Genomic DNA, 21,187 nt, shown 5'->3' with positions numbered 1-21,187 from the left:
AAATAAAAGTATCGTAAGATATTGATTTTATTGCAGTTTCTTCGAATATCCGTCCCATCCATCATCGGTGCGACGGACAGGCGCCAGGAGTGGGTGTCGGTGGGGTGTGGGCTGTCTTCAATCATCGGGGGCGTCACTCGCGGTCACAGCCCGAGACTGTACCGCGCGCCCCTCGTATCACCAGCGCCCGAGCAGTTTGGCCACGTTGACCGTCACCTTCACCTCGCCCGGCGCCAGGCTGGCCTTGACCTCGTGGGCCGGGTCGGCGGTGTCGCGCAGTGCCGGTTCGCCCAGGGGAAGACCGTGGCGCCCGACGATGGAGAACACCAGCGGCGCGTTGGCCCTGGCACCGCGCCGGGCCACCACCGCCACCTCGCCACTGGCCAGGCGCACATGGCTGCCCGGCGGGTAGAAGCCGATGTTCTTGATGAACAGCGCGCCCAGCGGGTCCGGCTGCTGGTCGGGGCCGAGGTACAGCTCGCGTGCCACCTGCTGCGACAGCAGTCCGCCCCGGCTCTTGCGCGGACTGATGCAGGCGACATACATGTCGGCCATTTGCAGCAGGCGATGGGCCTCGCTGTTGACCGGCTGGCCCAGCGGATAGCCCTGGCCGTCCGGACGCTCGTGGTGTTCCTGCACCAGTTGCAGCCAGCGGGCGTCTGCCACACCGAGCTGGCGCAACAGGTCGGCGCTGCGCTGCGGATGCTCGCGCACGGTCCTGCGCTGCGGCTCGGACAAGGGCCCGGCCTGGCGGGCCATGTCGTCGTGCGCCCGCGTCATGGCGATGTTCATCGTCAAGGCCGCACGCCGCAGCGAGGTCAGGTCGGCATCGGACAGGCCCGCCGACGGGGCAACCAGGGCACACAGACCAGCGGCGAGCAAGGCGTGCGTGGTGCTGTAGTGCATGTGCACGTCGAACAGCAGCTGCACCAGCACCATGAGGCTCTCGTCGGGGTGCTCCAGCCAGAGCTTGTGGGTCCGCGTGTCCAGCCGTTCGAGGCGCTCCATGAACTGGGTGGCTTCACCGCCCTGGTGCAGCAGCGTGGTCGTCGCGGCGTGGATGTCCGGCCATGCCTCGGTGGGCGCTGGCTCGTCGCGGCTCTCCATGCGCCCGGGCAGCGGCACCAGGGCGTCGAGGCCGGCGATGCGGCTGAGCGATTCGTTGCCACGCACCATGCGGTCCAGCGCGGCGGTGTAGCCGTAGCTCAGGGCCTGCCAGTCGCTGGCCAGCACCATGGGCGTGTGCAGCATGAGGTGGCCACGGTGCTGCTCCGAGGTGATGTGCTCGCCGCGGCGCAGCAGCAGCACACCCTTGGGGTCCCAGATGTTCACCGGCACCGGTTGGTGCAGTGCCAGGGATTCCAGGGGCAGGGATTTGTACATTGCAGCAATATAGGCGTCGGGCCGGGCGCCCGAAGCCCCGAAAAAGACCCGAAAACACCCGCAAAAAACCCCGCCTCGGCGGGGTTGGTGGACATCGGGTGGCGCGCTCGCCGCTGCGAGCGCGGCGCGCGGATGCACCAGGTTCAGCCCATGTGCAGGCCGCCGTTGACCGAGAAGTCGGCGCCGGTGGCGTAGCCGCCGTCTTCGCTGGCCAGCCAGGCAATGATGGAGGCGATTTCGCTGGGCTCACCCAGGCGCTTGACCGGCACGGTGGCCACGATCTTCTCGAGCACATCGGGGCGGATCGCCTTGACCATGTCGGTGCCGATGTAGCCCGGGCTCACGGTGTTGACCGTGACACCCTTGTTGGCCAGCTCCTGCGCCAACGCCATGGAAAACCCGTGCATGCCGGCCTTGGCGGCCGAGTAGTTGGTCTGACCGGCCTGGCCCTTCTCGCCGTTGACCGACGAGATGTTGATGATGCGGCCCCAGCCCTTCTCCACCATGTCGGCCACGACCTGCTTGGTCACGTTGAACATGGAGTTCAGGTTGGTCTCGATGACGGCGTCCCAGTCTTCGCGCGACATCTTCAGGAACATGCGGTCGCGCGTGATGCCGGCGTTGTTCACCAGCACGTCGATGGTGCCGTGCTCGGCCTTGGTCTTGGTGAAGGCTTCCACGGTGGAAGCCCAGTCGCCGACGTTGCCGACCGACGCGTGGAAGCTGTAGCCCAGCGCCTGCTGTTCGTCCAGCCACTTCTTGAAATCGCGCGTGGGGCCGCAACCGGCGATGACCTTGAAGCCTTCCTTGTGCAGACGCTGGCAGATGGCCGTTCCGATGCCACCCATGCCGCCGGTGACGTAGGCTACTTTTTGACTCATTGTGTGTACTCCTCTGGTTTGTGCGTGTTGGATCGCAGGGCGCGCCAGGCCCTGCAACTGGCTGTTGAATCTACCGGCAAATCAGCGTTCGACCGCGAGGGAAACCCCCATGCCGCCACCGATACACAACGCGGCCACGCCCTTTTTGGCGTCGCGGCGGACCATTTCGTGCAGCAGCGTGACCAGGATGCGGCAACCGGACGCACCGATGGGGTGGCCGATGGCGATCGCGCCGCCATTCACGTTCACACGCGCGGGGTCGATGTCGAGCGCCTTGTTGACGGCGCAGGCTTGCGCGGCAAAGGCTTCGTTGAGTTCGAACAGATCCACGTCGGACGCTTTCCAGCCGGCGCGCGCCAGTGCCTTTTGCGACGCAGGCACCGGGCCCATGCCCATGGTGGCCGGGTCCAGGCCGCTGGTGCCGAAGGCGGCGATGCGGGCCAGGGGCGTCAGGCCCAGGGCGGCAGCCTTGCTGGCGGTCATCACCATCACGGCGGCCGCACCGTCGTTCAGGCCCGACGCGTTGCCGGCGGTCACCGAGCCTGCCTTGTCGAAGGCGGGGCGCAGGCCGGCCAGGGCTTCGGCGCTGGTCTTCTTGTTGATGAACTCGTCGTTGTCGAAAACGACCGGGTCGCCCTTGCGCTGCGGAATGCTCACGCCGACGATCTCGTCCTTGAATTTGCCGGCGTCCTGCGCGGCGCTGGCCTTCTGCTGGCTGCCGAGTGCCAATGCATCCTGCATGTCGCGCGTGATCGCATGGGCCTTGGCCACGTTCTCGGCGGTGATGCCCATGTGGTACTGGTTGTACACATCCCACAGGCCGTCGACGATCATGGTGTCGATCATTTTCCAGTCGCCCATGCGCTGGCCGTCGCGGCTGCCATTGAGCACGTGCGGGCTGGCGCTCATGTTTTCCTGGCCGCCGGCGATCACGATCTCGCTGTCGCCCCAGGCCACGGCCTGCGCGGCCAGCATCACGGCCTTGAGGCCGGAGCCGCACACCGCGTTGATGGTGAGCGCCGGCGTTTCCTTCGCCACGCCGGCCTTCATCATGGCCTGGCGAGCCGGGTTCTGACCGACGCCGGCGGCCAGCACCTGGCCCATGATCACCTCACCGATCACATCGGCGCTCAGGCCGCTGCGCTCGAGCATGGCCTTGATGACGATGCTGCCCAGCTCGGTGGCAGGCACCTTGGCGAGCGAGCCGCCAAACTTGCCGACGGCGGTGCGGGCGGCTGAAACGATGACGATGTCTTGCATGGGTTTGCTCCTTGTTGTGCTGAAAAAAATTCGGGGTCAAGCCTTGGCTTTGACGTAGCGGCCCGGCGCAGGTTCGATGGCTGCATAGGTCTTGCCTTTGCCGTAGGACTTGGGCGCGGCGATCTGTTTGCCGGCGTAGGGCTTGAGCCAGGCGGCCCAGTCGGTCCACCAGCTGCCCGCTTGTTCGTCGGCGCTGGCGATCCACTCGTTGACGTCTTTTGGAAACTTCGTGCCCGAGCCGATCCAGTGGCTGCGCTTCTTCTTGCTCGCGGGGTTGATCACGCCGGCGATGTGGCCCGAAGCGCCCATGACGAAGCGCTTCTTGCCCGGGAACACCTGGGTGCTCGCGTAGGCGCCCCCGATGGGCACGATGTGGTCTTCGCGCGAACCGTAGATGTAGACCGGCAGCTTGACCTGGCGGAAGTCGATCTTCTCGCCGCACACCGTCATCTTGCCGGGCTTGATCAGGTTGTTCTCGAGGTACATCTGGCGCAGGTAGTGCGCGTAGTACGGGCCGGGCAGGTTGGTGCTGTCGGAGTTCCAGTACAGCAGGTCGAACGGTGGCGGCGTCTCGCCCTTGAGGTAGTTGCCCACCACGTAGTTCCAGACCAGGTCGTTCGGGCGCAGGAAGCTGAAGGTGGTGGCCAGGTCGCGCCCGGCCATGAGGCCGCCGTCGGCAAACTGCATCTCGCGGTACTTGACGAAGTTCTCGTCGATGAACACGTCGAGGATGCCGGTGTCGGTGAAGTCGAGCAGCGTGGTGAGGAAGGTGGCGCAGTTCACCGGCTCTTCACCGCGCGCAGCCAGCACGGCCAGCGCCGTGCCCAGCATGGTGCCGCCCACACAGAAGCCCAGTGCGTTGATCGTCTCGGCGCCGGTGATGTCCTGCGTCACCTCGATCGCCTTGATCACGGCGTCTTCGATGTACGCGTCCCACGTCTTGGTCGCCAGCGACTCGTCGGGGTTGCGCCAGCTCACCACGAAGGTGCGGTGGCCCTGCTCCACACAGTAACGAATCAGGGAGTTCTCGGGCTGCAGGTCGAGGATGTAGAACTTGTTGATGCAGGGCGGCACCAGCAGGAACGGCCGCTCGTACACCTTGGGCGTGAGCGGCTTGTATTCGATCAGCTGGAACAGCTCGTTCTCGAACACCACCGCGCCCTCGGTGGTGGCCACGTTCTTGCCCACCTCGAACACGCTCTCGTCGGTCATGGACACATGGCCCTGCTTCATGTCGTGCAGCAGGTTGGCCATGCCTTTGGCGATGCTCTCCCCCTGGGTGTCGATGGCCTTCTTCTGCGCCTCGGCGTTGAAGGCCAGAAAGTTGCTCGGGGCGCTGGCATCGATCCACTGCTGCACCGCGAAACGCACGCGGGTGCGTGTCTTGGCATCGCCCTGCACCGCGTCGGCCAGGGCCATGAGGGTGCGCGCATTGAGCAGGTAAGCCGCTGCCGCGAAGGCCGCCATCGGGTTGCTGGCCCAGGCATCGGAGGCGAAGCGGCGGTCATCGGCGGGCTTCACATTGGGGCCCTGGTTCCACAGGCCGGTCACGTCCTTGAGGTACTGGTTCTGGATCTCGAGCAGTTTCGCCGGGTCAAAACTCACCGGCTGCCCCGACGCGGTCTTGAACATGTCGCCCATGCCGGGCATGGACGGCATGGCCGGCATCCCCGGCATGCCGGGGAAACCCGCAGCACCGGCGGGCATGGCCATGCCGAAGGGGTTGGCGGCTCCAGCTTGCGGCATGAAGGCCTTGAAGGCGGCAAATGGGTCGGTTGAACCCTGTTGCGGTGCGGCGGCTGCCCCGGGGAAGGCCTTGGCCACCTGGGTCCACTGCTCGACGAGGTTCTTCTGGAACTGGTTGGCGTTCTCCAGCCAGTCGGTGGGAGGGGTTTTGTCCGATGCCATGCTGGTCTCCTGTGTTTTTGTCGGCGGCTTATCATCCGCGCCGGGGGAAAGTTCCGGGTTTTCCCCAGTATCTGCGTGGCGGCTTCCAGCAGACTGACATGTTTGCCCGGTCTGCAAGGATCGCCGTGTACCTGGTTGTGATTGGTTGGATGTATGTGGTTCTGATGATGTCGGTGGCCGAGGCCAGCAACACGACGGGGTCGATCCTCGGAGCCATTGTGACGTTTTTTCTTTACGGTTTGCTGCCTGTGGTCCTCGTGGTTTACGTGATGAGGACACCCGCGCGGCGCAAGCAGATCAAGGCGCGCGAGGCCGCCGAACACGCGGCGCAAATGGCCCGGCTGGCGGCCAACGTGGCTCCGGCGGCCGGGCCTTCAGTCGATCCAGATGCAGGCGGCCATGCGGCCGGTGCTGCCGAGAGCGGCGGCGTCGCGCCGGTGCGAAAAGAACCGTGACGGGTTGGCCACCGTGCACCAGGGCGACGAGCCATCGTTGCCGTGCACGTTGGTGATGCCCACGGCGTGCAACCGACGGCGTGCCAGCGCCGGGAGATCGGCGAGGAACCTGCCTTCGCCGGTCGGCCAGAAATGCCCCGTGGCACCCGGGTCGAGCGCAACGAAGGCCTCGCACACCTCCGCGCCCACCTCGAACGCCTGCGGTCCGATGCAGGGGCCCAGCCAGGCCATGACTTCACCGTCGCCGGCCGCATCGCCCAGCTGGCTCGCCGTGGCCTCCAGCACACCACCGGCCAGGCCGCGCCAGCCCGCGTGAGCCGCAGCGACCGCTGTGCCCGAAGCGTGAGCGAACAGCACCGGCAGGCAATCGGCCACCATGATGGTCGCGGCCACGCCGGGCGTTTGCACCACGCAGGCGTCGGCCTCGCAGCCGTCGGGCGTGTCGGGCGCCAGTCGCCGCACCTGCGTGCCATGCACCTGCCGCAGGAACACCGGGCGCGCCGGCGAGGTGAGCGCGGCCAGCCGGTCGCGGTTGCCCGCCACCGCCAGCGGCTCGTCGCGCACATGGTCACCGAGGTTGAAGCTGTCGAACGGTGCCACCGACACGCCGCCCCCGCGCGAGGTGAAGAGCGCGCGCACGCCCGGCGGCGCAGGCCAGTCGGGATGGATGACGTCGGCCACCGGCAACATCAGGCTTCGGCGTCCGGACAGGCCGAGGGCTGCGCCTGCTGGAACGCGGGGAGTTTCATGCAGGCATCGAACGCGGCCATGGTGCGTGGCAGGCCCGAGAAATCGACGTTGAACCGCTGGCCGTTGAAGATCTGCGGCACCAGGCAGCAATCGGCCAGGGTGGGGCTGTCACCAAAGCACAGGGTGCCGCCCGCCTGCTGGCTCAGCTGGCGTTCGAACGACTCCAGCCCGCTGCGCACCCAGTGGCGGTACCAGGTGTTCTTGGTGTCTTCGTCGACCTTGAGCTCCTTGCTCAGGTACTTGAGCACGCGCAGGTTGTTGATCGGATGGATCTCGCAGGCAATGATCTGGGCCAGCGCCCGCACCCGCGCGCGGCCCAGCGGGTCCGCAGGCAACAAGGGGGGTGCGGGGTGCAACTCGTCGAGGTATTCGATGATGGCCATGGACTGCGTCAGGCGAGTGCCATCGTCGAGTTCGAGCAGCGGCACCAGGCCTTCGACCGCGATGTCGGCGTAGCCCGGCAGCCGGTGCTCACCCTTGGCCAGATGAACCGGGAGGTAGTCGAAGTCGAGACCCTTGAGTGCAAGCGCGATGCGCACGCGAAACGAGGCCGAGGAGCGGAAGTAGTTGTAGAGCTTCATGGCACCGAGGATAAACCGGGGGAGCTTTCCCGGCGAGCCGCCGGCCGCTCGCTATATTCCTGCGCGGTGCATGTGCATCCCACCAGCAAAGGAACCTCCCATGAAACTTCGCATGGCCTTGTTGACCGTGCTTGCCGTGGCCATGACTGGCTGCGCCTCGTTTGTCGCCCCGACCTACAGCCCCGACTACCCGAGCATCGACCGCCTCAAGACGAGCCAGCTCGGCAAGATCGCCGTGGGTGAGTTCCAGCCGCGCAGCCCCGAAGCGCCGGTGAACAGGATCACCTTGCGCGGCGCGCCCTTCGTGGCGCCCGGCGGCTCGTTTGCCCGCTACCTCGAAGAGGCGCTGCGCTCGGACCTGACCGAGCTCAGGGTGCTCGACCCGAAGGCCGACACCCGCATCGAGGCCACGCTGCTGAAGAACGACATCGACGTGTCCGGCCTGAACACCGGCGAGGGTTTCATGGACGTGAAGCTGAGCGTGGTCAAGCGCGGCCAGACCGTGCACGAGAAGATCTACAGCGCCAGAACGCAGTTTGAATCGAGCTTTGCCGCCGCCGTGGCCGTGCCCAGGGGCCAGAGCGAATACCCGCGCCTGGTGCGCACGCTGCTGCAATCCGTGTACGCCGATCCCGCTTTCATCACCGCCGTCCAACCCTGAAACGAAAGAAACCCATGTCTCTTCAGAACTTCTGGCGCATTCCTCTGGCAGCGACGCTGATCGCCATCCTCACCGCCTGCGCGCACCCCATCGGCATCAGCCCGCTGGAAACACCGGTGCGCAACGAAGCCGGCCTCAACCCGAAAAAGGTCGCCTACGTGATGACCGAAGCGGACCGGTCAAAGGAAGTCATCACGGCCGGCGGCGGCGGTGACAAGGTGAGCTACTTTCCGTACCGCGACCTCGAAAAGTCGATCCGCGATGCGCTGCGCGCGGTGTACGCCGATGTGTTCGTCGTGAAATCGGCGAGCGATCGCGAAGCGCTGGCGGGCTTCGGCGTGAGCTACGTGTTTTCGCCGAGCATCACGACCTACACCGATTCGCCCTCGCTGTTCACCTGGCCACCCACCCGGTTCGACATCCACCTGACCTGCGAAGTGATCGACGCCGAGGGCAAGGCGGTGACGACCTTGCAAACGCAGGCCAGGGGTACCGCCGAATTTGCCGAGTTCAAAAGCGACTTCGGCCTGGCGGGACGGCGCGCCGCTGCGCAGTTGTCCGAGCAGTTGAAACAGCAGGTGCAGGCCGACGCACGGCTGCGTTGAACGCGACCCGGGCAGCGCCCGCCAAGGCGATGTCCGGCGACCTCAGGCGGCCAGCGCCGGGTAGTCGGTGTAACCCTTGGCGCCACCGCCGTAGAAGGTCTTGTTGTCGGGCTGGTTGAACGGACCACCTTGCGCCAGGCGTGCCACCAGATCGGGGTTGGCGATGTAGGTGCGGCCAAACGCCACCAGATCGGCGCCGTGTTCCAAGGCCTGTTCTGCCATCGGCAGGTCGTAGCCGTTGTTGACCATCCACGCCGCCTTGCCACCGGCTGCGTGATACGCCGCACGCAGGGCGTCGTAGTCGAACGGTCGTTCGGCCAGTTCGCGCGCGCCACCGGTGGCGCCTTCGATGAAGTGCACATAGGCCAGGTCGAACTTCGCCAGTTCGTTCATCACGTGCGTGAACAGCGGCTGCGGATCGGCATCGATCACGTCGTTGGCCGGTGTCACGGGCGAGAGGCGCACGCCGGTGCGGCCCGCGCCAACGGCATCCGTCACGGCCCGGATCACCTCCACCAGCAGCCGGGCGCGGTTTTCGATGCTGCCGCCATACGCGTCGGTGCGATGGTTGCTGCCGGTCTTGAGGAACTGGTCGATCAGGTAGCCGTTGGCGGCGTGGATCTCCACCCCGTCGAAACCCGCCTCGATCGCGGCCAGCGCGGCCTTGCGGTAGTCCTCCACGATGCCGGGCAGTTCGCTGGCTTCCAGCGCGCGGGGAAGCGAGGTTTCGACGAACACCGGTGCGCCGTCCTTGAGCAGCACGGTCTTGGTCCTGGCCGCGATGGCCGAAGGCGCCACGGGCGCACCGTGGTCGGGCTGCAGGTCGGTGTGCGAGACGCGGCCCACATGCCAGAGCTGGGTCACGATCTTGCCGCCTGCGCCGTGCACGGCCGCGGTGACACGCTTCCAGCCTTCGATCTGCTCGGGCGCGTACAGCCCCGGCACATCGGCGTATCCCTGCCCCTGGTGGCTGATGGCGGTGGCTTCGGTGATCAGCAGGCCGGCGCTGGCGCGCTGCTGGTAATACGTGGCCATGAGCGGCGTGGGCACGGCGCCGGGCGCGCGGTTGCGCGTGAGCGGGGCCATGACGATGCGGTTGGCCAGCGAGAGGCTGCCGGCGGTGAGGGGTGAAAACAGCGAGTTGGTGGTCATGGGAGCGGTGCAGCCCGGTGAAGGAGCAAAGGGAAAATCCGAGTATTCCCCCCTACCCACGCTCGCGGGTCGGACATGCGCCATAACCCGCGTGCACCACGGCCATTCACGGGCATGCCGACGCGCCGGCCGCGCGTGTGCAGCCTGGGCCCTCAGTTGCCGCCGATGTGCATGCGGTAGGACGCGCCGTTGGAGAAGGTGCAGGTGCCTGCGCCCTGGTACGGTGTGTTCATCTGGTATTCGCACGACATGTACATGCCCTTGGGGCTGAACGCACTGGCCACGCCGCGGCGCTCGTCGTTCGAGACCCTCGTGGCCTCCCCGGTGAGCACCTCGCCCAGGTAGGACACGTTGAACACACCCTTGCCCGTCATCATGTTGGTCACCGACCCGGTGACGATGCCGGTGGAGGTGGCAATGTCGTTGATCGGGTACAGGCGCGTGGGCAGGTTGGCGGGGGCCGAAGCGCCGCCGGGTACTGCGCGCGCGGGCGCCGGCACCACCAAGCCCGGTGGCGGCAAGGGGTAGTGCTGAAAGACCACCTGCCCGTCGGCCTGGCGTTCGGGCACGACATAACAGCCGGTCAGGCCGCCTGACACCAGCAGCGAGAGTGCACAGGACAAAAAGGCGCGCATCAAAGTCTCCTTGGAGCAAACAGGGTTCATTCCCCTGCTTGACCAGTCTAGGCAGCAGCGCGCAGCCGGCGTTGAGCAACCTCAATGCGCAGGCAACCCTTCAAAGGCCCTGCAGCGCGGCCACCACCGCTGGCACGATGCTCACCGCGTTGGAGGCGTGCGCAATGCAGTCGGTGCTCCAGATCTCGCCGACGCCGGAACTGCGCACCAGCTGCACCGCGCCCGGTGCAAACAGCGCATGGGTCACCGCCACGTCGACAGAGACGGCCCCCGCGGCGCGCAGCTTCACGGCGGCCCGCGCCAGCGTGTGGCCCGAACTGGCCACGTCGTCCATGAGCACGACCACGCGGCCCGCCACCGGCTGCCCGGGCAGTTCGATGTCCACCTCGCAGTCGCCATGGCGCGTCTTGCGGCACACCGCATGGTCCCAGCCATGCCGGTCAGCCGCCAGCGCCACCCACTGCAGCGCTTCTTCGTCCGGGCCCATGAGCAGCGGACGCTGGCGCTGCGTCGCGATGTGGTCGGCCAGCAGCGGCGCGCCGCTGAGTGCGATCGCGTCTTTCACCGGTATGGCCTCGAACAGCGTGGCCACCCGGTGCAGGTGCGGATCGACCGTGATCACGGCGTCGAACAGTTGGGCCAGGAAACCTCCCACGATGCGCTGGCTGATCGCCTCGCCCGGGTTGAAGGCGATGTCCTGCCGCATGTAGGCCAGGTACGGCGAAACCAGGGTGAGGTGCCTTGCCCCGAGCGTGCGCGCGGTTTGCGCGGCCAGCAGCAGCTCGACCAGCTTTTCATTGGGCTGCTGCAGACCGCGCCAGAGCACCACCCGCGCGGGCAGGGCGGCGGGCAGGCGCAGGCGCAGCTCGCCATCGGGAAAGCGGTGGCGCTCCACCACCGCCAGCGCCATGCCGCAGGCGCTGGCGGCCTGGCCAGCCTGCGAGGCTTCATCGTCGAAACACAGCACACAGCCCGCAGCGGGCATGCTCGAGAGGGACATCAGAACTCCACAAAGACATGGGGCACCTGGGCGGCGGTGCCCAGGCTGAAACCGCTGGCGCGCCCGCTGGCCTGGCGCGCGAATTCCAGGTCGGCCGGGTAGCTGGCGTGCACCCGGTAGAGCACATCGCCGGCGGCCACCGGCTCGCCGAGCTTGATGCACAGGTCCACGCCCGCGCCCTTGACCTTGGGTGCGCCGGCCAGCCGCGCGATCTGTGCGATCTGCAGGTTGTCGATGCCGATGACCACCCCGGCGGCGGGCGCCGTCACCTCCAGGGTGAGCGGGCCCAGCACCGGGTGGTGGTGGTCGAAACCCCGGTCGCCCTGGGCCTTCACGATGGCGCGCATCTGCGCCAGCGCCCGGCCCGAATCGAGGATGTCGCGCGCAATGGCGAAGCCGTCGCCGCCGCGCACATCGGGGTTGCATTCGATCAGGCGCCCGGCCAGGCGCAACGATTTCTGCCGCAGGTCATCGGGCGCTCGCGGGTCGTTCTCCAGCACCTGCATCACGTCACGCGCCTCGAGCACCGGGCCCACGCCCCGGCCCACCGGCTGGCGCCCGTCGGTGATCACCACGTCCAGCGAGAGATGCATGCGCTGCGCCACGTATTCGAACAGGCGGCGCAAGCGCTGGGCCTCGGGCATCGAGCGCACCTTGGCGGTGGGACCGATGGGGATGTCGAGCACGAGGTGGGTGGCACCGGCGGCGATCTTCTTGGACAGGATGGAGGCGACCATCTGGCCGGGCGAGTCGATGGACAGCGGGCGCTCGACCGAGATCAGCACATCGTCGGCCGGCGACAGCATGGCCGCACCGCCCCAGGCCAGACAGCCGCGGTGCTGGCGCACGATCCCGGTGAGCTGTTCGAACGGCAGCTCCACGTTGGCCAGCACCTCCATGGTGTCGGCCGTGCCCGCGGGTGAGGTGATGGCGCGCGACGAGGTCTTGGGAAACACCAGCCCGTGGGCGGTGACGATGGGCACGACCAGCATCGAGGTGCGGTTGCCCGGGATGCCGCCGATGCAGTGCTTGTCGACCACCAGCGACTCGTTCCAGTCGAGCCGCCGGCCGCTGGCCACCATGGCCTCGGTCAGGAAGTAGACCTCTTCGCGGTCCAGTTCGCTGCGGTTGCAGGCCACCACGAAGGCGGTGAGTTCGATCTTGGAATACCGCAACTCGGCGATGTCGCGGACGATGTGGCGGAAGTCGTCGCGACCCAGCCGCTCGCCGTTGATCTTGCGAAACAGCGCCGGGATGGATTCGGGCGGCTCGGCCGGCGACACCGAGGCCGGGTGGCCACCGGCGACCTCCAGCCGGGCAAAGGCGTCCTCCGACACTCCGATTTCACTGCAGCCCACGATGCTGCTGTCGTCCACCACGTTGAGCGTGGCCAGGATGCGCCGGCCGTTGGCCCGCACCTCCACCTTCGACAAGGCCTGGAAGCCCTCGGCCCGCACCACGGCGCAGTCGCGGTGCAGGTAGGCCACGTTCTCGTGATAGGTGTCGATGGCCACACGGCGCAGCGTGAGACCGGTGGATGGAACTGTTTCAGCGGTGGATGACATGCCCGGCACGATACACCGCTGCCGTGTCCTCAGCCGACGACAAGCCGCATCACGGGCATCACGCGCTCGGACTCGGCGCGCCGCTCCAGCGCCAGGCGCATGTTCATCTGCGCCACCTCGGTGTGCTCCACCGCCAGCGCCTGGGCGCGTGCGCCTTCGCCGCGCTGCAACGCGTCGAACAGCATGTGGTGCTGGCGGTGCGCATACAGCATCCAGTCGCGGTCGAGGGCCACCGTGCCCTGCATGGGCAGCATGGCCGAGGCGGGGGCAAACGGCAGCTTGTCGTTGAGCGCCACGGCACGCTGCAGCGCGCGGTTGCCGCAGGCCTCCAGCAGCAAGGCGTGGAAGCGATCGTTCATCACCGCATACGCCGCGTAGCTCTCGATGCTCAGCGGGTTGTCGGCCAGCAGCCGGTCGCCGTCGGTGAGGCAGGCCTGCAGCTGGTTTTGCAACTGGCGCGGCAGACCGTGTTCGGCCACCAGCCGCGCGGCCATGCCTTCGAGGTGGCCACGCACCGCGATGGCGTCGCTCACTTCCTGCGCCGTGAACTGGCGCACCAGGTACTTGCCGGTGTCGTTGGCTTGCACCAGACCCTCCTGCTCCAGGGTGACCAGCGCAGCGCGCACCGGTGTGCGCGAAGCACCGAGTCGCTCGGCAAGTTGCTGCTCGGCCAGGCGCTGGCCAGGCTCGAACTGGCCGCTCAGGATCAGGTCGCGCAGTTGCATCAAAACGGTGTCTTGCAGGCTCATGCGGCAAACTGTACACTGAATCAAAAAAATGGGATACCGTTTGAAATCCGACCATCGGAGCCTGCATGAAAGCCGAACTCAACCAGCGCCTGACCCAGGTCGGGCCGCGCACCCCGGGGGGTGAACTGTTGCGCCGCTACTGGCAGCCGGTGGCCCTGCTCGACGAATTCGATCCCGCGCTGGATCCAGCCATGGCGGTGCGCCCGGTCAAGCCCGTGCGCCTGCTCGGGCAGGACTTCGTGCTGTTTCGCGACGAGCACGGCCGCCACGGCCTGCTGGACCGCGACTGTCCGCACCGCGGCGCCGACCTGGCCTACGGTCGCCACGAGGGCGACGGGCTGCGCTGCCCCTTCCACGGCTGGAAGTTCGACACCAGCGGGCAGTGCCTGGAGACGCCGGGCGAGCCGGCCGGCAGCACGCTGTGCACCCGCATTCGCCAGCGCAGCTACCCGCTGCTGGAAAGGAGCGGTGTGCTGTTCGGCTGGTTCGGGCCCGAAGACCAGACGCCTCCGCCCTTCCCCTCGCTGGACTGCTTCATGGCACCGGCCACGCACACGTTTGCGTTCAAGGGCCTGTGGCATTGCAACTGGCTGCAGGCCTTCGAGGTGGGCATCGACCCGGCGCACGCGTCGTACCTGCACCGATTCTTCAACGACGCCTCGCTGGACGACAGCTACGGCAAACAGTTTCGCGGCGCCAGCGCCGGCGACGTGGCCGGCGAGCGCTGGCCCATGACGCGCGTGCTGCGCGAGTTCGGCCAGCCGCAGATCACGTTCGAGGCCCGGCCGCACGGCCTGCAGCTCACCGCGCTGCGCCCGATGAACGAACAACTCGCCCATGTGCGCGTGACCAACGCGGTGTTCCCGCAGACCTTCGTGATCCCGCTGTCGGAGACCATGACGATCACGCAGATGCATGTGCCGGTGGACGACACCCACAACTACTGGTTTGCCTTCTTCACCAGTTTCGAGGGCGCCGTGGACAAGACGGCCATGCGAAACCAGCGTCTGGCCACCGTCACCCTGCCCGACTACCGTCCGAAGTCCGGCAGCCACAACCACTGGGGCTTCAACCCCGAAGAGCAGAAGACGCGCACCTACCTCGGCATGGGCGAGGACGACATCAACGTGCACGACCAGTGGGCCTGCGAAAGCATGGGCGCCATCCAGGACCGCACGCGCGAGCACCTGGGCACCACCGACAAGGTCATCATGGCCAACCGGCGCCTGCTGCAGCAAGCCATCGACACCGTGGAGCAAGGCGGCACGGCGCCCGGCATCGCCGACCCGGCCCTGCACGGGCAGATCACCGGCCCCGACACGGTGGACGGCATCGCACCCGCGCAAGCCTGGCAGGCCTGGTGGCAGGAGACGGTGCGCGCCCGCCGCGAAGCCGCACCCTGGAAGGCCACGGCCCCCACCCCGACCACACCCACTTCTGTTCGGGCCGAGCCAGCATCCGTTCGAGCGGAGCCTGCATCCGTTCGGGCTGAGCCTGTCGAAGCCCATCCACAGGTGCTGGTGAGCCCTTCGACAAGCTCAGGGCGAACGGAGGCAGGCTCGATCCAGACGGAGAAGGGCTCGAGCCCAACGCAGACCGGCTCAGGGCGAACCGGAGTGACCGGATGACGTTCGCCGAGCGCTGCGGCATCCACTCCGCCGCCCGCGAGGCGGCCTGCGTGCGACTGGTCAAACGCATCGAGGCCAGTGGCGTCGAGCTGGTGCGCATGGGCTGGTGCGACACCCACGGCATGCTGCGCGGCAAGACGCTGAGCGCCACCGCGGCCATGCGCGCCCTGGTCGACGGCGTCGGCATGGTCGGCACCCTGATGCTCAAGGACACGGCCGATCGCACCGCCTGGAAGGTCTTCGAGCCCGGTGCGGCGGCCGAGCTGCCCGGTTTTGCGGGTGCGGCCAACCTCGTGCTGCTGCCCGACCCCGAGAGCTTCGTCGAACTGCCCTGGGCGCCCGGCACCGGCTGGCTGCGCTGCCAGCCCTGGTTTGCCAACGGCGCGCCAGTGCCTCTGGACACCCGCCGCGTGCTGCAGACCGCATTGGCCCGGCTGGCGGAGACGGGCCACGGACTCAGGACCGGGCTGGAGGTCGAGTTCCACATCTACCGCATCACCAGCAGCCAGCCGCAGCTCGATCCCGAGCTGGCCGGCTGGCCCGGTCTGCCGCCCACGGTGGAGATGATCCACCCCGGCTACATCCTGCAGTCCGAAGCCCTGGCCGACATGAGCGAGGAGCCGCTGCGCATCGTGCAGCGCACCGCGCAGGCGCTGGGCCTGCCGTTGCAGTCGCTGGAGATCGAACTCGGCCCGAGCCAGGTGGAGGCGGTGTTCGACGCCACCGACGCCCTCACCGCGGCCGACCAGATGGTGCTGTTTCGCAACGGCGTTCGCCAGGCGCTGCGCCGGGCGGGCTTCCATGCCACCTTCATGTGCCGCCCGCCGTTCCCGCACATCATGTCCAGCGGCTGGCACCTGCACCAGTCGCTGGTGGACCTCAGGACCGGGCGCAACGCCTGCGTGCGCGACACCCCGGCCCCGGGCAGCACGCCGCTGGACGCGCAGCACACCTTGTCGGACGCGGGCAGCCACTGGCTGGCCGGCTTGCTGGCGCACGCGCGCGGCATGACGCCGCTGTGCACGCCCACCATCAATGGCTTCGCGCGCTTTCGCCCGAATGCGCTGGCGCCGCAGGCCGTGCTGTGGGGCCGCGACAACCGCGGCGCCATGCTGCGGGTGGTCGGTGGCGCGGGCGACGACGCCACGCGGATCGAAAACCGCATCGGCGAACCCGCTGCCAACCCTTACCTGTACATGGCAGCACAGATCCACGCCGGCCTCGACGGCCTGCAGCGCCAGCTGCGGGCCGCTCCCGCGAGCGAAACGCCCTATGCCGACGGCGGCGAGAAAATACCCACCTCGCTGCCCGAAGGGCTGCAGGCGCTGGAGGCCGACGCGGCCCTGTGCGCAGGCCTCGGCCGGGAAGTGGTCCACCATTTCTGCCGCCTCAAGCGCAGCGAGATCGACCGCCACGCGCAGGCCGAGGACAAGACCGATTTCGAATGCCGCGAATACTTCGCCCGAACATGACACTGCCGCAGACACCGACATGATCTCCATCCGGTTCATCCACCCCGACCAGACCCACACCCACATCGAGGCCCGCCCCGGCGACAGCCTGATGAAGGCCGCGGTGGACGCCAACGTCACCGGCATCGAGGCCGACTGTGGCGGCAGCCTGACCTGCGCCACCTGTCACGTGATGATCGACGCACCGTGGTCCGGGCTGCTGCCCGCGCCGGTGCCCGACGAGCTCGACATGCTCGACTTCGCTTCGAGCCCGGTGGTGCCGCAAAGCCGCCTGAGCTGCCAGGTGCGGCTCACCGCCGAGCTCGACGGCATGGTGGTTCGCCTGCCCTCCTCGCAACACTGATGCACACTGGGCGCACCCGCCTTCCACACCAACCCACAACAGCCGAACCCATGTCCGAGCACCACGCCTTTGCACCGCCTGCCACCGTCTCTGTGCCCGTGGTGGGCAGCACCGAACGATTCCCCGTGCACCGCATTTACTGCGTGGGCCGCAACTACGAAGAACACGCGAAGGAGATGGGCTTCACCGGGCGCGAGCCGCCGTTCTTCTTCCTCAAGCCGGCCGACACCATCGTGGTGGCAGACGCCGGCCAGACCGCCAGCTCGCCCTACCCCAGCCTCACCAGCAACCTGCACCACGAGATCGAGCTGGTGGTGGCCATCGGCACCGGCGGCAAGAACATCCAGGCCGCGGACGCCGCCAGACACATCTACGGCTACGCCGTGGGCCTGGACATGACGCGCCGCGACCTGCAGGGCGAGATGAAAAAGCAGGGGCGCCCCTGGTGCATCGGCAAGGCCTACGACCATTCCGCGCCGATCGGACCGATCACGCGCGTGGCAGACGCCGGCGACGTGAACAACGCCGCCATCTGGCTGCAGGTCAACGGCAGCGAGCGCCAGCGCAGCAACGTCAACAAGCTGATCTGGAACGTGGCCGAGACCATCGAACACCTCTCGGCCGCCTGGGAACTGCAGGCCGGCGACCTGATCTACACCGGCACCCCCGAAGGCGTGAACGCCGTGGTGCGCGGCGACACCCTGGTCGGCGGTGTGGATGGCCTCACGCCCATCAGCGTGTCCATCACCTGATGCACCGACAGGGCGCCCGCTGCCCCGGGCTCTACGTAAAACCCCCAAGCATCGCTTGCGGGTTTGACCTCTCACCGGGCACGCGCGCCCGACCTATCCTCGATCCACCTTTTCATCGACCTCAGGAGACCTTTCCATGATCCAACGCAGAACCTTGCTCCAGTCCGGCGCCGCCCTCGCGCTCGGCGCGCCCGCCCTGGTGGGCATGGCGCAACAAAGTGTCACGCTCAAGTTCCACACCTTCATGTCGCCGCAGTCCAACGTGTGGCTGAACATGCACAAGGCCTGGATGGACAAGGTCGAGAAGGACTCGGGCGGGCGCATCAAGTTCGAAGCCTATCCGGCGATGCAGCTCGGCGGCTCGCCCGTGCAGCTGTTCGACCAGGCGCGTGACGGCGTGGTCGACGTCGTCTGGACCCTGCCGGGCAACACGCCCGGCCGTTTCCCCCGCATCGAAGTGTTTGAACTGCCCTTCATGATGAACAACGCCGAAGCCACCTCGAAGGCTTACTGGGAGTACGTGCAGACGGTGGCCAGGGACGAGTTCAAGGACGTGCAGCCCATCGCCCTTCAGGTGCACGGCCCGGGCATGTTCCACATGCGCAACAAGCAGGTCCGCACCGCAGAAGACCTGCGCGGCTCCAAGGTGCGCGGCCCGACCCGCCAGATCACCAAGATGCTCGGCTACCTCGGCGCCACGCCGGTGGGCATGCCGCTGCCGCAGATCCCCGATGCCCTGTCCAAAGGCGTGATCGACGGCTGCGTGATTCCATGGGAGGTCGTGCCCTCGGTCAAGGTGCAGGAACTCACCAAGTTCCACAGCGAGTTCGACCCCGCCGGCGGCGCGCTCTACACCACCACCTTCGTGATGGCCATGAACAAGGCCAAGTACGCCAGCCTGCCGCCCGACCTCAAGGCCGTGATCGACAAAAACTCCGGCCTGGAGACCTCGGGCTGGCTCGGCAAGACCCAGCAAGGCGGCGACGCGGCCGGTCGCGAGTCGGCGGTCAAGCAGGGCAACACGATCTACACCATCCCCGCGGCCGAAGCGCAGGAGTTCCGCCGCAAGGCACGGCTGGTGGAAATCGAGTGGGTGCAGGACATGGACAAGCGCGGCTTCAACGGCAAGGAACTGCTGGAAACGGCCAAGGCGCTCATCGTCAAACACGGCAAGACCACCTGAAACCAATCCAGTGGGAGAAGCCGGGCCTTGGCCCGGCTTTTTTTCGTCGACACACCGGCCCGCTAAACTGCCGGCATGCTTCGCCCCCCCGCCAAACACTGCCGCAACTGCGGCACCGCCGTCGTGCTGCGTCTGCCCGACGACGGCGACACCAAAACCCGCGCGGTCTGCCCGGCCTGTCAGCTGGTTCATTACGACAACCCGCTCAATGTCGTGGGCACGGTGCCGGTCTGGGGCGACAGTGGTCAGTTCGTGCTGCTGTGCAAGCGCAACATCGAACCGAGGTTCGGCAAATGGACCTTGCCGGCCGGCTTCATGGAACTCAACGAGACCACCGCCGAAGGCGCGGCCCGCGAGACCGACGAGGAAGCGGGTGCGCAGTTTGAGATGGGTGAGATCTTCACGCTGATGAACGTGGCACGCGTCGGCCAGGTGCACATCTATTACCGCGCCCGCCTGCTCAGCGACATCTTTCACCCCGGACACGAAACCATTGAAGCCCGGCTGTTCACCGAAGAGCAGATTCCCTGGGAAGAGATCGCGTTTCGCACCGTCAGGGAAACGCTGGAACACTATTTCGCCGACCGGCGCCAGGGGCGTTTCGGTTTCCACGCCTTCGACATTGCCTGACCTTCGGGCGCGGCACGGGTTGCACCGCCCAAGCCCATGACGACTCCCCGTTCCTGGCCCCTGGTGCTGCGCCTGGGCACCGCACAGACCCTGGCCTGGGGTTCCACCTACTACCTGCCTGCCCTGCTGGCCCGGCCCATGGCCGACGGCCTGGGCCTGCCGGTCTCGCAGGTCTGGATCGCCTTCACGCTGGCCCTGCTGGCCTCGGCCGCGCTGGGCCCGTTCGCCGGCCGCGCCATCGACCGCTGGGGCGGGCGCCCGGTGCTCATGGGCACCAGCGTGCTGTTCGCGCTCGGTCTGGCCAGCCTGGCGCTGGTGCAGGGCACGGTCACGCTGATGCTGGCCTGGCTGCTGATCGGCCTGGCCATGGGCAGCGGCCTGTACGAGGCGGCATTTGCCGCGCTGGTGCGGCTGCAGGGCAGCCAGGCGCGGGGAGCCATCACCGGCATCACGCTCGTCGCCGGCTTCGCCAGCACCGTGGGCTGGCCGCTGACGGGCCTGCTGGAAGCCGAGTTCGGCTGGCGCGGGGCCTGCCTGGCCTGGGCCGGCCTGCACCTGGTGGTCGGCCTTCCGCTCAACGCCAGCATTCCCAGGGCAGCCCCTTTGCCCGCACCCGCACACGACATGGCTGCGGGCATGGCCGATGCGCCTGCTGCGCACCCCACCCCGCCCAGGTTCACCGCCTGGTTGCTGGCCTATGTTTTTGCGGCCACCTGGTTCATCAGCACCGCCATGGCCGCGCACCTGCCCCAGTTGCTGGTGGCCAGCGGCGCCACGCTGGCCGGGGCCGTGGCCATCGGCGCCCTGGTGGGGCCGGCGCAGGTGGCCGGGCGCATGCTGGAGTTCGGCTTTCTGCGCCGGCTGCACCCTCTGCTGTCTGCCCGCTGCGCCGCGCTGGCGCACCCTGTGGGCGTGGCCTGCTGGATGCTGTTCGGCCCGGTGGCCGGACCGGCGTTTGCGCTGCTGCACGGCGCGGGCAACGGCATCCTCACCATCGCCAAGGGCACGCTGCCGCTGGTGTATTTCGGACCGGTGGGTTATGGCCGGCGGCAAGGCGTGATGATGGCGCCCTCGCGTGTGGCACAGGCCTTTGCGCCGCTGCTGTTCGGCCTGTGCATCGAGCGCTGGGGGACCGGCGCGCTGTGGATCTCGGGCGGACTGGGGTTGAGCGCCCTGGCGGCGCTGCTCTTGCTGCGCTCTGGTGCATCCAGCCCCGCGCGCTAGGACGGCAGTGCTTGCAGTCCCGCATCGCTCCAGCCGAGCAACTCGGCCAGCCGGCGCACCACCCACACCGACTCGTCATGACTCACCACGGCGGGCTCCGCCCGCAAGCCCGACAGGCAGCGCGTGAGCACATCGCTTCCGGCCAGCCCCAGACTGAACTCCATGTTGCGGGCGGTCTCTGTCAGCAGCTGCGCCATGTCTTCGCAGAGTTCATAGCGTGCCAGGAGCTCGTCGCGCGGCAGGCTCGGCTTCTGTCGCGCGGGCAACAGGTACAGGGCGATGAAGGAGGCGGGGATATCGATCTGGGATTCGTCGGACATACCGCACTGTATTGCACCGGCATGGGCCTTCGGGCACGATCAGCCCGGTC

22 protein-coding genes are annotated in these 21,187 nt (G+C 67.6%); 10 read left to right on the top strand and 12 right to left on the bottom strand.

The genetic code is table 11. The annotated features are described in order from the left end of the window. Nucleotides 1–177 precede the first annotated feature (177 nt). The 4 genes from QUV35_RS04095 to phaC all read right to left on the bottom strand — a co-directional run bounded on the left by QUV35_RS04095 (nt 178) and on the right by phaC (nt 5,183). Nucleotides 178–1,383, bottom strand: a complete 1,206-nt coding sequence (locus tag QUV35_RS04095; RefSeq protein ID WP_300871054.1) for an HD domain-containing phosphohydrolase — start codon at nt 1,381–1,383, stop codon at nt 178–180. A 143-nt stretch (nt 1,384–1,526) separates the two neighbouring features. Then, the gene (gene phbB, locus QUV35_RS04090; protein WP_300871053.1) at nt 1,527–2,264 is read right to left on the bottom strand and encodes an acetoacetyl-CoA reductase; all 738 of its coding nucleotides are present in this window, start codon (nt 2,262–2,264) and stop codon (nt 1,527–1,529) included. Between the two features lie 81 nt (nt 2,265–2,345). Beyond that, a complete protein-coding gene (locus QUV35_RS04085; protein WP_300871052.1) occupies nt 2,346–3,524 on the bottom strand; it encodes an acetyl-CoA C-acetyltransferase in 1,179 nt (392 codons plus the stop codon). Nucleotides 3,525–3,560: 36 nt separating this feature from the next. Further along, a complete protein-coding gene (gene phaC, locus QUV35_RS04080; RefSeq protein WP_300871074.1) occupies nt 3,561–5,183 on the bottom strand; it encodes a class I poly(R)-hydroxyalkanoic acid synthase in 1,623 nt (540 codons plus the stop codon). Between the two features lie 374 nt (nt 5,184–5,557). Here phaC and QUV35_RS04075 point away from each other — a divergent pair, with 374 nt between their 5' ends. Continuing rightward, the gene (locus QUV35_RS04075) at nt 5,558–5,887 is read left to right on the top strand and encodes a hypothetical protein (RefSeq protein WP_300871073.1); all 330 of its coding nucleotides are present in this window, start codon (nt 5,558–5,560) and stop codon (nt 5,885–5,887) included. On the opposite strand, the gene pgeF is transcribed toward QUV35_RS04075, so the two are convergent. Next, nucleotides 5,807–6,577, bottom strand: coding sequence for a peptidoglycan editing factor PgeF (gene pgeF, locus QUV35_RS04070; RefSeq protein WP_300871051.1), 771 nt, complete (start codon nt 6,575–6,577; stop codon nt 5,807–5,809). The two genes, QUV35_RS04075 and pgeF, sit on opposite strands and share 81 nt — an antisense overlap. Beyond that, nucleotides 6,577–7,218 carry a maleylacetoacetate isomerase gene (gene maiA, locus QUV35_RS04065; RefSeq protein WP_300871050.1) on the bottom strand — a complete coding sequence of 214 codons (642 nt, stop codon included), beginning with the start codon at nt 7,216–7,218 and terminating at the stop codon, nt 6,577–6,579. Before maiA ends, pgeF begins: the two co-directional genes overlap by 1 nt. Before the next feature lie 100 nt (nt 7,219–7,318). On the opposite strand from maiA, the gene QUV35_RS04060 reads away from it, so the two are divergent. Continuing rightward, nucleotides 7,319–7,879: a hypothetical protein gene (locus QUV35_RS04060; RefSeq protein WP_300871049.1), complete on the top strand. Its 561-nt coding sequence runs from the start codon at nt 7,319–7,321 to the stop codon at nt 7,877–7,879. A 14-nt stretch (nt 7,880–7,893) separates the two neighbouring features. Beyond that, nucleotides 7,894–8,484, top strand: a complete 591-nt coding sequence (locus QUV35_RS04055) for a hypothetical protein (protein WP_300871048.1) — start codon at nt 7,894–7,896, stop codon at nt 8,482–8,484. A 42-nt stretch (nt 8,485–8,526) separates the two neighbouring features. Here the strand turns inward: QUV35_RS04055 and QUV35_RS04050 are convergent, their stop codons facing one another. From QUV35_RS04050 to QUV35_RS04030, 5 genes are all read right to left on the bottom strand, one after another. Continuing rightward, the gene (locus QUV35_RS04050) at nt 8,527–9,636 is read right to left on the bottom strand and encodes an alkene reductase (RefSeq protein ID WP_300871047.1); all 1,110 of its coding nucleotides are present in this window, start codon (nt 9,634–9,636) and stop codon (nt 8,527–8,529) included. Nucleotides 9,637–9,788: 152 nt separating this feature from the next. Further along, entirely contained in the window at nt 9,789–10,271 is a 483-nt protein-coding gene (locus tag QUV35_RS04045) for a hypothetical protein (RefSeq protein WP_300871046.1), read from the bottom strand. 100 nt (nt 10,272–10,371) lie between these two features. Next, the gene (locus tag QUV35_RS04040; RefSeq protein ID WP_300871045.1) at nt 10,372–11,271 is read right to left on the bottom strand and encodes a ribose-phosphate diphosphokinase; all 900 of its coding nucleotides are present in this window, start codon (nt 11,269–11,271) and stop codon (nt 10,372–10,374) included. Then, nucleotides 11,271–12,836: a thymidine phosphorylase family protein gene (locus QUV35_RS04035; protein WP_300871044.1), complete on the bottom strand. Its 1,566-nt coding sequence runs from the start codon at nt 12,834–12,836 to the stop codon at nt 11,271–11,273. Before QUV35_RS04035 ends, QUV35_RS04040 begins: the two co-directional genes overlap by 1 nt. A 29-nt stretch (nt 12,837–12,865) precedes the next feature. Further along, nucleotides 12,866–13,585: a GntR family transcriptional regulator gene (locus QUV35_RS04030; protein WP_300871043.1), complete on the bottom strand. Its 720-nt coding sequence runs from the start codon at nt 13,583–13,585 to the stop codon at nt 12,866–12,868. Nucleotides 13,586–13,650: 65 nt separating this feature from the next. Here QUV35_RS04030 and QUV35_RS04025 point away from each other — a divergent pair, with 65 nt between their 5' ends. From QUV35_RS04025 to QUV35_RS03995, 7 genes are all read left to right on the top strand, one after another. After that, on the top strand, nt 13,651–15,213 hold the full coding sequence (locus QUV35_RS04025; protein ID WP_300871042.1) for a Rieske 2Fe-2S domain-containing protein: 1,563 nt from the start codon (nt 13,651–13,653) through the stop codon (nt 15,211–15,213). After that, nucleotides 15,210–16,685, top strand: coding sequence for a glutamine synthetase family protein (locus QUV35_RS04020; protein WP_300871041.1), 1,476 nt, complete (start codon nt 15,210–15,212; stop codon nt 16,683–16,685). The genes QUV35_RS04025 and QUV35_RS04020 overlap by 4 nt, the downstream gene beginning before the upstream one ends. A gap of 19 nt (nt 16,686–16,704) precedes the next feature. Then, complete coding sequence (locus QUV35_RS04015; RefSeq protein ID WP_300871040.1) at nt 16,705–17,028, top strand: 2Fe-2S iron-sulfur cluster-binding protein; 324 nt, start codon at nt 16,705–16,707, stop codon at nt 17,026–17,028. A 50-nt stretch (nt 17,029–17,078) separates the two neighbouring features. Continuing rightward, nucleotides 17,079–17,780 carry a fumarylacetoacetate hydrolase family protein gene (locus tag QUV35_RS04010; protein ID WP_300871039.1) on the top strand — a complete coding sequence of 234 codons (702 nt, stop codon included), beginning with the start codon at nt 17,079–17,081 and terminating at the stop codon, nt 17,778–17,780. Nucleotides 17,781–17,916: 136 nt separating this feature from the next. Then, nucleotides 17,917–18,963, top strand: coding sequence for a TRAP transporter substrate-binding protein (locus QUV35_RS04005; RefSeq protein WP_300871038.1), 1,047 nt, complete (start codon nt 17,917–17,919; stop codon nt 18,961–18,963). A 75-nt stretch (nt 18,964–19,038) separates the two neighbouring features. Further along, nucleotides 19,039–19,593 (top strand): NUDIX hydrolase, encoded by a 555-nt coding sequence (locus QUV35_RS04000; protein WP_300871037.1) that lies wholly within the window; start codon nt 19,039–19,041, stop codon nt 19,591–19,593. A gap of 36 nt (nt 19,594–19,629) precedes the next feature. After that, complete coding sequence (locus QUV35_RS03995) at nt 19,630–20,817, top strand: MFS transporter (RefSeq protein ID WP_300871036.1); 1,188 nt, start codon at nt 19,630–19,632, stop codon at nt 20,815–20,817. Here the strand turns inward: QUV35_RS03995 and QUV35_RS03990 are convergent. Continuing rightward, a complete protein-coding gene (locus tag QUV35_RS03990) occupies nt 20,814–21,137 on the bottom strand; it encodes an ATPase with chaperone activity (RefSeq protein WP_300871035.1) in 324 nt (107 codons plus the stop codon). The genes QUV35_RS03995 and QUV35_RS03990 overlap by 4 nt on opposite strands. Between the last annotated feature and the right edge of the window lie 50 nt (nt 21,138–21,187).

Source organism: Hydrogenophaga sp., from assembly GCF_030373225.1.
Classification (GTDB): domain Bacteria; phylum Pseudomonadota; class Gammaproteobacteria; order Burkholderiales; family Burkholderiaceae_C; genus Hydrogenophaga.
The sequence above is the reverse complement of the archived record's forward strand: the minus strand, read 5'-3'. Positions and strand labels throughout refer to the sequence as shown.